Origin of the sequence: Nostoc sp. (assembly GCF_036917195.1) — a bacterium.
GTDB lineage: Bacteria > Cyanobacteriota > Cyanobacteriia > Cyanobacteriales > Nostocaceae > Nostoc.
Genome location: NZ_JBALDG010000098.1, coordinates 15929 through 28525, shown reverse-complemented (window position 1 = coordinate 28525; position 12597 = coordinate 15929). Strand labels below are relative to the sequence as shown.

Genomic DNA, 12597 nt, shown 5'->3' with positions numbered 1-12597 from the left:
GGTCTTCTTTCAACACCCGATTGATGTCTAGCATTTTTCTGTCTCATTCCAGTTGCTAATCGTTACTCTACCTTATTAAGCGACAAGTCTTATGTAAAGAAAGATAAATTAAGCTAAAGCTCACTTGCCTCTTGATTTATTTTAATTACAAATTTTGACGCCGACTTACTTATGTGCAGGAACATGATAAATTTTGGTTGATGGGCACAAGGGCGATCGGTAGACAATTTCAAGTATGAGCTAGCTCATAGAATCGATTGAACTGCTATTGCATGATTAAAGTAGATGAACTTAGGACAATGCAAAATTAAAAATAAAACTCCATCAGCAGACATTTTGAATTTTTAATTAATTCTCATTCCTTAGGGAGGAAATGATGAAAGGCAAAACGTTGATTTTTCAGAATTCAAAGCTGAAAGCGGCGTTGCTTCAACGTGGAAAAAATATCAGTGCAGTGGAATTGCCAAACTTGAAAGCGTGATTCTTGTTCCAGTGGGGTGGTCACTGAGTGACAATCTACGTCTATTGGATTTCAGAATTTATAAATCAGTAATGTGTTTTGATTTTGGAGGAATATACCATGAAAGTTTTGATTCAATTGATCGTCAGTTTTTTCGTATTCATTATTGATGTCGTGTACGGAAATCGTTCCTACGCTCGCTTTTATATGCTAGAAACCATTGCCCGTGTTCCTTACTTTTCCTATCTTTCAGTGCTGCATCTTTACGAGACGCTGGGTTACTGGCGCAAAGCTGACTTGTTGAAAGTTCACTTTGCTGAAACCTGGAACGAATTACATCATTTGTTAATTATGGAGTCACTGGGGGGCAGTCGCCACTGGATTGATCGCTTCATCGCTCAACACGTTGCTGTGGCTTACTACTGGTTGATCGTGCCAATTTACATGTTGTTTCCCTCTTACGCTTACTACTTAATGGAACTGATTGAAGGTCATGCTTACCACACGTATGACGAATACTTGAAAACCTATGAAGCTCAACTGAAAGCTCAAAAAGCGCCCCAAGTTGCAATCAACTTCTATCGTGATGGTGATCTCTATATGTTTGATGAAGTTCAGACTGCACCAAGTCATGAATTTCGCCGTCCCAAAGTGGATAATCTATACGACGTTTTCGTGAACATCCGTGATGACGAATGCGAACATGTCAAAACAATGGTGGCACTCCAAAAACCAGAAGCGCGGCTAACTTTTAAAAGTCCCCATACGGTTTTTGAAGCAGCAAAAGTTTTATCGAGCGAAGGAGAAACTGACCAAATAATTACTAATTCCTAATACTTCCTCCATGAGAAGCAAGCTACGTAATTAAAGGTACAAGCTCCTGACGTTAGTTTTGCAGACAAATTTATTAGCACCTTTGGGATCTAGAAGAGGAACAAACGATGAAAATGATCGCTCAACAAGCAATTGTGATTGGCGCAAGCATAGGCGGACTGTTGGCAGCGAGGGCATTAGCAGATTATTACCAGCAAGTAAAGGTACACTTTCTCAACTGGTATATAAGTAAGTTACACGTTGCTGCTCGACGAGATCCAGTGATAGCCATTGCATCTTTGAAGGTGACAAATTTGACGGCTTCTCCCAAAAGCCTAATACATTCTATAATTTCTTTGAGGGTACTATTGGGTAACATTTTACAGGTTGGCATTCCTAGAGTAGTCAACTACAAAAGGAACAGCAATGCACAAATGTATTCTAATCAATTGTGACTTTCACGACGACTAGATTAGGTTGTTGTAGAATTTGCAGCTTTTACCCATTAGACGCACAGTAAATTATCCAATTTCTAATCGACGGTATCGAATATGAACTACACACTCAAAAATAAACGCGCACTCGTCACTGGAGGAAGTCGCGGTATCGGGGCCGCCATCGTTAAGCGTTTGGCAACTGAAGGCGCTGATGTCGCTTTCACCTATATCAGCTCGTCTGATCGCGCCAAGGAAATCGCCGAAGCAATCCAGGCGCTCGGCGTTCAGGCTTTGGATATCCAAGCCAACAGCGCTGAAGCTAATGAGGTGGTGGCTGCTGTTGAACAGACAGTAGAGAAATTGGGTGGCATTGATATCCTTGTGAATAATGCAGGTGTAGTGCAGATGGCTCCTATTGATGATTTCACGCTTGCGGACTTTGATCGCACCTTTGCGATTAATGTGCGTGCCATATTTGTGGCCACCCAAGCCGCAGTCAAGCATATGCAAGAAGGCGGACGCATCATCAACATTGGCAGCACCAGCGCCGAACGTGTGTCATTTGCCGGTGGCTCTGTTTATGCCATGAGCAAATCTGCTTTGCAAGGGCTTGTGCAAGGGCTGGCGCGTGACCTCGGCCCGCGTGGAATTACGATCAATAACGTCCAGCCCGGGCCGATCGCTACAGATATAAATCCCCCAGAGGGTGAGTTTGCCGAGATGCTCAAAAAGCAGCTAGCACTGCCCCGCTACGGCACTGTTGAAGAGGTTGCAGGGATGGTCGCTTATCTAGCTGGGTCTGAGGCAGCTTACATCACTGGTGCAAACCTAATGATTGATGGAGGGTTCAGCGCCTAATTGCCGCAGATGTAGCGAATTGCAAACATCAACCCTCAAAACCGTGTATCCTCGGCGATGAGTGATACACTAACTGCAAGTATACTTGAACCCATAGTCAGAGCTATTTTTAGCTTCTTGAGTGAAATCAGCAGTTTGCTACAAATGAGGAATAATAAACATATTCATCTAAAATTGTCAATGACTATATCTGGTGTATTTCCAGTATACAGAATCCCAAGGAGGTATCTTTGTCACAAATTTACTTTTACTCATATATTTGGTTAAAACAGCACTGTATGACGATTGGAGGAACGCTAGTTGCAATCGCCATCATAGGTTGTAATGCCTCTGCCAAATCACAGCCACCTGCTGTGAATACCTCATCAGTGGCAAATCTCATCGCCTCCAGTCCAACCCCAGCACCAGTCTCTCCCACACAAAGCCCTACTAATACTAAGCTGCCTGGGCAAGATGCAGTCCAAGTTATTCGTGACTATTACAGTGCGATCACCCGTCAAGACTATAAACAAGCTTATTCGGCTTGGGAGGGAAATGGCGCTGCTAGCAAGCAGTCGTTTGAGCAGTTCAAGCAGGGTTTTGCTAACACCACATCCGTTGCTGTAGAGGTTGGAAAACCCGGTACACCAGACCCAGGTGCAGGCTCAATCTACATTGAGATTCCGGTTACTGTGACTGCGATCGGCACAAATGGAACTCCACAGCGATTTCGCGGCAGCTATGTACTGCGGCGAGTCAATGATGTTCCTGGCTCAACTCCAGAGCAGCGTAGATGGCATCTCCACTCGGCGAATATTACTCAAGTCAAGTAGCCTGCTGCAAAATGCTGTTTTCCTAAGATTCCAAACTAAAAGCAGTGTTGCTTCAACGTAAAGAAAATACAAAAACAGTAACGCGAAAAACTTGGCATCAGTGCTCATTGTTACCAGATATCATCCTGAGGAAAACTGACTTTTAAAAGAGAAAGCTTAGATGAATGGGTTTATTAGATACTCCTAGACGCGACTTGCCGACTCTGGTAAAAGTTGTTGTATAGCATTTTTCTCTAGCAATTATGAGCTAGCTGATAGAAATTGTTGATAAAAAATGAAAAGCTTTTTCTGCTTAAATGTAAGGAAATAATTTACCAATAGTATCAGTAAATGAACAGAAAACTGGATGAAACTCAAAAAAGTTAATTTATCAGGATAAATTTGAATTAAACTATCAACAACCTGGATTACAAGTATTATTTTACTTATCGGCGCTTCTGCTTTGGGAATCGCTGCACTTTCTCAATTTAATTTCAAAGCTATTGCTACTTCACCAAATATTCCACCAGGATTGACCAAACTTGGTAACAAATCTTATCTACTTAGTTGGACAGATAATTCTGTCGTATATGTGTCTTGCTATCCCACAGTTAAACCTCGAATGAAACCTGCACCAATTAAGCTAACACTAAATAGGTATGTCATTACCTGTAGAAATCAATAGATTGTGAGCGCTATGAGTCCAACTCCACAACCAGTTCCAACAACTTTGCAACAAACAGAGAAAAGCAGGTTTTCTCTGAAAAAAATCCTGCTGCTAATAGCAATTGCCTTAGTAATATTATTCAGCCTAGCGCCAGCCCTATGGCAATTGCTGACCTCGTTTAAAGTTAACGAAGATATTGCCGCCGTTCCCACTGTCTATTTACCCACGCGATTCACTTTTAGTCACTACATTGAGTTATTCACCCGTCGTCCATTTTGGCGCTACATCTTCAACAGTGCCTTTGTGTCGATTACTTCTACAGCTTTAGCTTTAGCGATCGGTGCACCCGCTGGCTATGCGCTGGCACGGTTACGCCCTTGGGGTGAAGGAGTTATCCTCGCTAGCGTTCTGATAGTGACTTTATTTCCTGGAATTCTGTTATTCTTGGGACTGTTAGAAATTATCCAAGCGCTCAGACTGGGCAACAACTATCTAGCGCTGATTATACCCTACACTGCCATCAATTTGCCCCTGACAATTCTAGTACTCAGAAGCTTTTTCCAACAATTACCTAAAGACTTAGAAGATTCTGCTAGGGTCGATGGCTACAACACTTTTCAACTACTATGGCAAATCGTACTGCCCATGACCCTTCCCGCTTTAGTAACTACTGGAATTCTCACCTTTATTTTTGCCTGGAACGAGTTTATCTTCGCTCTAACGTTTATGACCCGTGAAGAGATGAAGACGATTCCTGTTGCTGCTGCTCAGTTGGGTGGTGCGACAGTATTTGAAATTCCTTACGGTTCCATCGCTGCTGCTACTGTTGTAGGGACGTTACCCCTGGTTTTACTAGTTTTGTTTTTCCAGCGCCGGATTGTCCAAGGTCTTACCGCTGGTGCTGTCAAAGGATAAAAAGAAAAATGGCTAAACTCGAACTTAAAAACTTGAATAAAACCTATACTTCCAAAGTTGTCCCTGTCAAAGACGTTAGCTTAACAGTAGATAACGATGAGTTTCTTACTTTACTTGGCCCTTCTGGCTGTGGCAAATCCACTGTTCTACGCATGATTGCGGGTCTTGAAGAACCGACTCGCGGTCAAATTAAGATCAACGACGCAGATGTCACCTATAAGTCAGCAGGCGATCGCAACATCGCAATGGTATTTCAAAGCTATGCACTCTATCCGCACATGACAGTGTACGAAAACCTCGCTTCTGGACTCAAGCTAAGAAAAGTACCAGCTATAGAAATTAAACAGCGAGTAGCAGAAGTGGCAAAAATTTTAGGACTAGAAGAGCTAATGAACCGCAAGCCTGGTCAAATGTCTGGAGGTCAACGACAGCGTGTTGCGGTCGGTCGTGCCTTAGTGCGTAATGCCAATGTGTACCTGCTAGATGAACCGTTAAGTAACTTAGATGCGCTGTTACGGGAACGAGTCCGAGCTGACCTCAAGCAAATTTTTGCAGATCAAAAAGTCCCTGTGGTCTATGTTACCCATGACCAAACAGAAGCGATGACACTCTCCACGAAAGTAGCTTTGCTCAACGATGGCTATGTCCAGCAACTTGACCCGCCCGAACTCATCTATAACCATCCAGCTAATTTATTTGTGGCTGGATTTGTTGGTAGTCCTCAGATGAATTTGCTGACTTTACTTTGTAATGAAAGATCCGCTCTACTAGGTAACTTCCAGATATCTCTGCCAGATATACCAACTGTACCACCCCAGATTGTGCTAGGTATCCGCCCAGAAAACGTTCGCATTGCCCAACCAGGTGATACCCAAACTATCCAAGGGCGAGTGTATTTAGTAGAAAACTTGGGTATGCACTATTTGGTGAGTGTCAAGGTTGAAGGTTCACAAACTGGAGCGATTATAGTACGTGCTTTGTTGCCAACAGACCAAAATTGGAGTAACGAGGATATTACACTGACATTACCCCCTGAAGATATTCACTGGTTTGATGTCCAATCTGGACATGCTCTTGTCAGAAGGCAAATATTAGGTGTGAGGAGCTAGTAACCCTTTTCAATTACTTTAGGTAATACACAATGACTAAAGATAAAATATTGAGATGAAATCTACAGAAGACAAACGGGTATTAGTTACTGGTGGTAACCGAAGAATTGGATTTGCAATCGCCCAAGGTTTACTGACAAAAGACTATGAAGTGATTATTACTTCGTGCTCGCTTAATAACTAATAACGTTGAACAAGCAGCCGAGAAAGTACAAGGAAAAGTAATTCCCATCGAATTGGATGTCATTACCGCTAATACGGTATAAATGTGTACGCGAGTCAAATTGTGGCGCATTACCTGGTTGCTTTTTACCCCGGCGTTTAAGTTTAGCTAAAGACTTTTCTTCGACATCGATTTTATCAGCAAATGAAGCTAAACATTGCTCTATTTTGGGATCGCATTTCTGGATATGAGTCTGATAAAACTCGTAAAGCTGAAGTTCTTGTTCGAGGATAAAAACTAATTCAGGGCGATAATCTCCAGTCAAGGAAGCAGCTATTTCTTCCAAGCTTGCCTTAATGCGTCCATCCTTGAAACCTGCTAATGTAATTGGGTTGTGTTCCCCAGCCACAATTGCTCGAATGATGCTCAAGCCAGTAGTGCCTGTAATATCGCTAATCACCCGATGTAATTGTATGTTCATCTGTGTCAATGCTTTTTGCATCCTCTGTACGTGGGTGCAAGCACTTTTAATCAGATTATCTCTTTGAGGTATATAGCTACGAAGCATACATATTTGGTCTTCTGGGCGAAATGAACCCGACAGTAAACCATAAGTATGTAGCTGTTGTAGCCACTGACAATCTAAGACATCAGTTTTACGACCAGGTACAGTTTTGACGTAGTGAGCATTAACTAGCTTGACTTAAAAACCGCGACTTTCTAAAACTTGGAATACAGGTATCTAATAAACCCCTGTTGATTCCATTGCGACAGTCTCAACACTACACTGCTTTAACCAATCTGCCATTGCATATAAATCAGCAGTAAAACAAGCAAAACTAGGTACATTTTCCTCGTCTCTTCCCAAGGGAATACTTATCCAGTGCCTATCTGCACCAATATCAATGCCTGCCGCATTTGGGTTTATTAGTGAGAAATTTGCATCTAAGTTCTGTTTTTTAAGCTTTTTGGGTTTTCTCATTCGAAGGATTGCGGTGCTTACTTGTTAGAGGTACCATGCCTAGGTGGGGCAAATAAATCTAATCATCCTAAACGGGATAGTCACAGTCACTTCACCAATATTGCCGCCAACAACACCCAGAACCAGGCTCATATACGGGCGCAATTTGCACCATTGTAAATACGGTTGTAACTGTCATGGCACCAATAAGAGTGTAAGATTTATTGACATTAAAACTCCCAATCACCCCCTTTTGAGCAACAACTTAAAAATCCTCGGCAATCTTCAACAAAAAGCCGCGTCCAGTGTTCTGTACTTGTACCAGTGCTTTATCCGGCAGTGTTTGAATGACTGAATCGGAGAATTGGAATTGCAGACGATGCAAAGGAACACAACCGTCACAAAGCCGAATCGAACGCAGCAAATGATTAGCCCTACGGCCAAAGCTGTTGTTTGTGGAATTAGCTATTGGTGCTACCCCCGGTAATGGCTGCTAAGTGTCGGTTGAGAATATTTATCTGTTGTTGGTAAAAGTCAATTTCAGCAGTGATTTGTGAGAATAATTCTTCTGGTGTAAGCGGTCGGATTTGATTTTCCTGAAAGTGGAATAGTTCATCAGAGTTTCTGTGAGGCATCAGCGCATAATGCCAGCCATCACCAAATTGTTCAGCTAGTTCAGTACCAGAGGGGTAGTAATAAAGCCCCTGAATGATGCCGTCCTTAGTGCGCTGTTCCAAAGCAAAGCGAGGGTACCCCCAGTGTCGGGATATTGTAGGTTGCATTGATTTAATGGGGATTGGTGAATAAGCGAGTAGTTGATGAGTGATCGCTTAACTGTTACAGCTTCAACGATCACTGTTGTATGTGCGAGAATTACGCCGTCACCAACTCCCGGCTTTTTGCAACTGGCTTATACTGCCTTAAACATTCCCAATCTTCGGCAGTCAGTATCTCAAACGGTCGGTCTAGCATTTCTTCGTAGTCAGCCGCTTCTGCATGGGGTACGTTATCCACCATCGACAGCTACCACACTGCATCCAACGCCGAATCACAGGGAATACGCTGCTGTGTTTCGTCTGTGGCGCGTGTGAACCACCAGCCAGTGTCAGTACAGCCCACTTCACCCAGTTTGCGATCGCACTTGTAAATCCCATCGTTGAGGATTTCAAACCCAAACTTTCCAGATTCATTGAAAATCTGCACCATAACTTCATTACTAGTAGTGCAAACTTCTTCTGGTAACTGCTCTTGTACTGGTAGCGTGCCTTGCTAGTACTGTTGTTTAATATAGCTGTGGCATCTAGTGGCTCTTAGGTCGCGGAAAATCTCAACGTTGTTTACCAAAACTCGCCAGTACAGGTTTTGGTAATTATCGTGGTCGTAGCTAATACTGGCTACCAGTTCGTCACCCACAAACGCTTCTTGGTCATAAAACGAGATTTCTAGGATTCTCGGTACTTCTGGGACTTTAAATGGTGCTGGGAATGTTTCTCTGAGAGTTCCGTCTTTGTGATGCCATTCGATGAAGCGCTGACATCTATTAGGGGTGGTATCGCGGAATTCCTCTTTGCCGTTGACCATGACTAGCCAAGGTTGGGTTACGAATTCATCATGGTCGTACGCGATGTAGGCTATCAGTTCTTTGCCACAGTAGACCTCGTGGTGGTAGAAATTGATTTCTACTGTTGTCAGTGGTACGTTCGTTATGGCTTGGGCTTGGTCGGCGATGAAGTGGTCGAGTTCAGCTCGGACTGTAGCTTGGTTGTCGGGGGCAGTTGAGCTTCTGAATCTTGCTGGCTTGATAATTAGCGAACGCACTAAGTAGCTAGGAGGAATTAAATATAAAAAGTTCTAGGACATATCCAGCTTTGATACTTCGGGCTTCCATACCGTCAATAATCGCCATAGCCAACTCATAGTTGTTATCTCAAATATCTGTCCAGCTGTTTTCATCAGTTTTAAGTTGATGCCATTGCTCCTGAATTCGGTTTATTTCAGAACAATAGGCTGGTAGGAAGAAGATAAACAGTCCCTGAGATTGCCACTTATCCCATTGATGGCGTGAAAGTTTACTGGTAAGGAGCCGTTATCGTGAACAACCACAGTGATGCGGTCAGTTTCAGCCAAGGTTTGAGCCGCCTTACTAGCAGCCCAATTGATCACCTCTATGTAACGTTCAGTTTTGAAACCACCTTGAACCAGAGCATACTCAAAACTCACATCCGGCTGCCACAGCCCCAAGATACTGATACGACCAGTACGACTGCCGACTTGTGGCATTAAAAGCTGTAACCCCTATTCCGCATACCTTAGAGCTTTACAAGCGTGCCATTCGAGACTGACTCTTTTAACCCAGACATCACAGAAGATTTGGAGAAAGTCTTTGAACTTGCAGGCACAGCAATTAATAGCCAAAAGCACCTGCTGGCATCACAGCAAGAATCATCTGCGATTCAACAAGCAACCGAGATGGCAGCTAGTATCATGCCCAATATCAATCGTCAGATGATGGCAAGGATGATTCGGGTGGTGATGGCGCAGTCGCTCAAGCCAATGCCATAGCGGAATTAGAGGCGAAGGTGTTTCAAAGGGCGTTAGACCATAGCAGGGGCGCGATCACTAATTCCTTCAGCAAACACAAAACAGCACTCAATACTTGCGTTCACTCTCTGATAACGACGGGCAAATCAATAAACTACTTGCTGGTTACGGTGTACGAGCAGTAGATATTGATGCGTTTCTGACCGAGGTTGAAGCTTTGACCCCTCAAGTCAAATCTGCTGTCAAAAATTTCAAATATGCCGCCCCAGCTGATGACACTTTTAGTATTGATGCTTTTTTAGAGGAAATAGGCAATGAATAGCGCAAGGCTTTCGAGAAAACACAAAACATCGATTGTGTTTGGCGCATTAATTAGGGCATCTTTGGTTTATTCTTCTGGTGATATTCAAAGAAATATGGGGGCGATCGCTGATATTAAGCAATCCATTGCCCAAAACTCCACACAGCAAACGATGCTAGAGCAGCAGTTTGAGTTTGAAAAGGAACAAGCCACAATTGCTGATGCCAGATATAAATCAGGATGTTTACCAATTGTGGCCACGGTCTACCGTCATAAGTACGTGACGATTGTCGCAGGGAAGGTAATCTTTGACCGGATCACACTCAACCCACTGCCCAAAGGAACTGTCGTCTGTGATGCCAATGGTAATACTGGTGTGATTGGTGATCAGGGGGCAGTGGATGGGATCGCTTTTACTAGCAACAGAGATTTAGTTGCCACTCGACTTAAACGCTTTCGTGGCGGTACATACAGTCAACCCATTGACGAAGGAGAAAATCTTTGAACTTTACCTGGCCCAAAAACGAAACTGGAAAGTCAAAAACTAACCCCTGGTTACGACTTTTGTATTGGGGGCTGGTGATTGCCCTTATCTGGTTTGCTTACCTGAATATTCAACCTTATGAAAGAGCTGTGTCATTTTTAGGAGGTAAAGCAACCAGTAGCGCATTTATTTCTTTAATTGCCGCAATTCCTCTAATTAATGGGATTGCAGCCATCTTTTCAAAGAGTCTTTCTTGGATACTCGGAGCAATCCTTTGGGGTGTGATTCAGATTATTGAAGTGTTACCACTGATTCTCTACAACAACGAAAAGTTTATAGAGAAGATTGTCACGGAAGCGGATGGGCGATCGCGTTACCAAGAGAAAGATACTGACGATCCTACTCTCAAAATGCTTAAACGCACGTACAATCACCTTCCCATCTCTGTTGTCAGCAATTTAGAGGTGTTGAAAATCTTTACCTACACAGTTGAACCTATCCCAATAATAAAATTCTTTGAATCCAGATATGAATAGTAGCAAGGTCAATGAATGCATCAAAATATACTTTTTTACCTTCTCAACGAACAACTAAGCGGCGATATTTAAGTTTATACCAAGCGAAACAACGTTCTTGCTGATATCTGGAAACAGAGATTTTAATAGGTCTACCTCTATTTTTCTTAGTTTTCCAAACCCGTTTTGGTATTTGGGGTCGAATGCTTCGCTTATGTAAGGCAGCACGTTTTTACGAGTGAATTGTAACCTTTATCGGTAGCCAGTACCTTAAGTTTTTTACGTGGTCTACCCCGTTTCAAAGTTTTCAGTTTTACTTTATCAAGTAGAGGTATTATTTGCTCCCTCTGGTTACCGTTGGCTGGGGTAGTACAATTAGCCAAGAGCATTCCACCACCTTCGGTAAGCGTGTGAATAAGAACACCTTTACCCTTGCCTCCATACGCAACTTCACCTCCTCCAGATCCTGCGAGAAAAAGAGCCGTCAACAGCCTCAAAGTCCCACTTTATAAGTTCCCTCTCATTAGTGTAGACGTAGCCCGCCGCAGCCATCCCTTGGCTTCCCGACAAAAAACTTCTACCCAATTTCTTGAACCATAAGTGTCAACTATCCATTGTGGACTGACAATTGATGAGTCAACATTGGTAATAAAATAATCAATATCAGTGGCGAGTGAGAAAGTCTGAGCATTCATAACGATAGCAATTATACGCTTTCCAACTAGTTGTGATATCTCTACTTTTTTAGTTACTACCCATACTGTTTTTGGTTGCTCCAGGTTAAGTTTTATTTCCGTAAAAGTCTCTGAGGATAAGCTCTGTGCTAATTCATCTAATCTAATTGTTTGTTGAATATTATCTTGAAGAGTAACCGTTACTTTCCGATTTTTGGCTAAACCACCTAAATACTTTAATTGACGATTTTCTAACTCTAATAAGAAAGATGTGTTATTACCATACCCCGCATCTACAATTACTATTCCTGGTTGATAACCACGGCTTAAAGTCAGGTCTATTAACTTAATTGCTAATTCTGGTTTCTTCTCAAATTCTGGGTCTTTATTCCCTTCGGGCAAAGAATTAGCGTGCTGATATAACTCTATATCTAATGGTAGGCTTTTTCGTCCATCATATAAATGAGTTGTTAGCATTACTATTCTATTATCTGTCTTACCAATTTCTCCTATATATTGCCTTCCTACGCCAGCAGTAAAATTACCCGGAGGTGAAGCGTCTCCGGCTCCGCACTTTTTCTATGACCTGAATCATCAATTATTAAGCTAAATCCTCTACTAATTCTCGTCTGACTACACTTGTCCATTATTTCTGATCGACGTTGATTGATCTTGAATCAGACCAAGGCGCTTCGGTTAAAAAGTGGTGCAATTGATGGTAAATTACCCCAATAGCGTTCTCTGCTATCTGAAAGAGGTTTTTTCTCTCACTTTCACCCAATAATCCCCCTAAATAATGCCTAAATTCTCTTTTTTGGGCTTTATGAGTGAACAGATCATCAAACCGTTTACACCATTTTTCAAAGCAAGGTGGCATGGCTGTGGGGGTTGTCTCTTTTATTTGGAAG

General features: G+C 42.6%; 15 protein-coding genes and 2 pseudogenes. 10 read left to right on the top strand and 7 right to left on the bottom strand.

Annotated elements, in window-relative coordinates; all coding sequences use genetic code 11:
• Window positions 1-580 precede the first annotated feature (580 nt).
• The 6 genes from V7K40_RS32865 (at window position 581) to V7K40_RS32840 (ending at window position 6050) form a co-directional block, all read left to right on the top strand.
• Window positions 581-1294, top strand: a complete 714-nt coding sequence (locus V7K40_RS32865; RefSeq protein WP_334967062.1) for an alternative oxidase — start codon at window positions 581-583, stop codon at window positions 1292-1294.
• Between the two features lie 107 nt (window positions 1295-1401).
• Window positions 1402-1728 carry a hypothetical protein gene (locus tag V7K40_RS32860; RefSeq protein WP_334967061.1) on the top strand — a complete coding sequence of 109 codons (327 nt, stop codon included), beginning with the start codon at window positions 1402-1404 and terminating at the stop codon, window positions 1726-1728.
• Between the two features lie 96 nt (window positions 1729-1824).
• Complete coding sequence (locus tag V7K40_RS32855; RefSeq protein WP_334967060.1) at window positions 1825-2568, top strand: SDR family oxidoreductase; 744 nt, start codon at window positions 1825-1827, stop codon at window positions 2566-2568.
• Between the two features lie 278 nt (window positions 2569-2846).
• The gene (locus V7K40_RS32850; protein WP_334967059.1) at window positions 2847-3380 is read left to right on the top strand and encodes a hypothetical protein; all 534 of its coding nucleotides are present in this window, start codon (window positions 2847-2849) and stop codon (window positions 3378-3380) included.
• A gap of 676 nt (window positions 3381-4056) precedes the next feature.
• Window positions 4057-4941 (top strand): carbohydrate ABC transporter permease, encoded by an 885-nt coding sequence (locus V7K40_RS32845; protein WP_334967058.1) that lies wholly within the window; start codon window positions 4057-4059, stop codon window positions 4939-4941.
• Between the two features lie 8 nt (window positions 4942-4949).
• Entirely contained in the window at window positions 4950-6050 is a 1101-nt protein-coding gene (locus V7K40_RS32840) for an ABC transporter ATP-binding protein (protein ID WP_334967057.1), read from the top strand.
• A gap of 383 nt (window positions 6051-6433) precedes the next feature.
• On the opposite strand, the pseudogene V7K40_RS32835 reads toward V7K40_RS32840, so the two are convergent.
• The 6 genes and pseudogenes from V7K40_RS32835 to V7K40_RS32810 all read right to left on the bottom strand — a co-directional run.
• A pseudogene (locus V7K40_RS32835) lies at window positions 6434-7195 on the bottom strand (IS110 family transposase); the annotation flags it as partial.
• Window positions 7196-7635: 440 nt separating this feature from the next.
• A complete protein-coding gene (locus tag V7K40_RS32830) occupies window positions 7636-7911 on the bottom strand; it encodes a hypothetical protein (protein WP_334967056.1) in 276 nt (91 codons plus the stop codon).
• A 136-nt stretch (window positions 7912-8047) separates the two neighbouring features.
• Complete coding sequence (locus tag V7K40_RS32825; RefSeq protein ID WP_334967055.1) at window positions 8048-8191, bottom strand: hypothetical protein; 144 nt, start codon at window positions 8189-8191, stop codon at window positions 8048-8050.
• A 6-nt stretch (window positions 8192-8197) separates the two neighbouring features.
• Window positions 8198-8380 carry a hypothetical protein gene (locus V7K40_RS32820; RefSeq protein WP_334967054.1) on the bottom strand — a complete coding sequence of 61 codons (183 nt, stop codon included), beginning with the start codon at window positions 8378-8380 and terminating at the stop codon, window positions 8198-8200.
• Between the two features lie 63 nt (window positions 8381-8443).
• Entirely contained in the window at window positions 8444-8992 is a 549-nt protein-coding gene (locus V7K40_RS32815) for a hypothetical protein (protein ID WP_334967053.1), read from the bottom strand.
• A 171-nt stretch (window positions 8993-9163) separates the two neighbouring features.
• Window positions 9164-9454: a hypothetical protein gene (locus V7K40_RS32810; protein WP_334967052.1), complete on the bottom strand. Its 291-nt coding sequence runs from the start codon at window positions 9452-9454 to the stop codon at window positions 9164-9166.
• Window positions 9455-9499: 45 nt separating this feature from the next.
• On the opposite strand from V7K40_RS32810, the gene V7K40_RS32805 reads away from it, so the two are divergent.
• The 4 genes from V7K40_RS32805 (at window position 9500) to V7K40_RS32790 (ending at window position 11036) form a co-directional block, all read left to right on the top strand.
• Window positions 9500-9736: a hypothetical protein gene (locus V7K40_RS32805; RefSeq protein WP_334967051.1), complete on the top strand. Its 237-nt coding sequence runs from the start codon at window positions 9500-9502 to the stop codon at window positions 9734-9736.
• Between the two features lie 94 nt (window positions 9737-9830).
• Window positions 9831-10037 (top strand): hypothetical protein, encoded by a 207-nt coding sequence (locus V7K40_RS32800; protein ID WP_334967050.1) that lies wholly within the window; start codon window positions 9831-9833, stop codon window positions 10035-10037.
• Window positions 10030-10521: a hypothetical protein gene (locus V7K40_RS32795; protein ID WP_334967049.1), complete on the top strand. Its 492-nt coding sequence runs from the start codon at window positions 10030-10032 to the stop codon at window positions 10519-10521. Before V7K40_RS32800 ends, V7K40_RS32795 begins: the two co-directional genes overlap by 8 nt.
• Window positions 10518-11036 (top strand): hypothetical protein, encoded by a 519-nt coding sequence (locus V7K40_RS32790; RefSeq protein ID WP_334967048.1) that lies wholly within the window; start codon window positions 10518-10520, stop codon window positions 11034-11036. Before V7K40_RS32795 ends, V7K40_RS32790 begins: the two co-directional genes overlap by 4 nt.
• A 524-nt stretch (window positions 11037-11560) precedes the next feature.
• On the opposite strand, the pseudogene V7K40_RS32785 reads toward V7K40_RS32790, so the two are convergent.
• Window positions 11561-12590 (bottom strand): annotated as a pseudogene (locus V7K40_RS32785) (IS701 family transposase); the annotation flags it as partial.
• Window positions 12591-12597 lie beyond the last annotated feature (7 nt).

Coding starts and splice junctions, on each gene's coding strand:
- V7K40_RS32820 (WP_334967054.1), bottom strand. CDS start 8,380: ATGGTGCAGATTTTCAATGAATCTGGAAAGTTTGGGTTTGAAATCCTC.
- V7K40_RS32845 (WP_334967058.1), top strand. CDS start 4,057: ATGAGTCCAACTCCACAACCAGTTCCAACAACTTTGCAACAAACAGAG.
- V7K40_RS32850 (WP_334967059.1), top strand. CDS start 2,847: ATGACGATTGGAGGAACGCTAGTTGCAATCGCCATCATAGGTTGTAAT.
- V7K40_RS32840 (WP_334967057.1), top strand. CDS start 4,950: ATGGCTAAACTCGAACTTAAAAACTTGAATAAAACCTATACTTCCAAA.
- V7K40_RS32810 (WP_334967052.1), bottom strand. CDS start 9,454: ATGCCACAAGTCGGCAGTCGTACTGGTCGTATCAGTATCTTGGGGCTG.
- V7K40_RS32855 (WP_334967060.1), top strand. CDS start 1,825: ATGAACTACACACTCAAAAATAAACGCGCACTCGTCACTGGAGGAAGT.
- V7K40_RS32795 (WP_334967049.1), top strand. CDS start 10,030: ATGAATAGCGCAAGGCTTTCGAGAAAACACAAAACATCGATTGTGTTT.
- V7K40_RS32865 (WP_334967062.1), top strand. CDS start 581: ATGAAAGTTTTGATTCAATTGATCGTCAGTTTTTTCGTATTCATTATT.
- V7K40_RS32860 (WP_334967061.1), top strand. CDS start 1,402: ATGAAAATGATCGCTCAACAAGCAATTGTGATTGGCGCAAGCATAGGC.
- V7K40_RS32825 (WP_334967055.1), bottom strand. CDS start 8,191: ATGGTGGATAACGTACCCCATGCAGAAGCGGCTGACTACGAAGAAATG.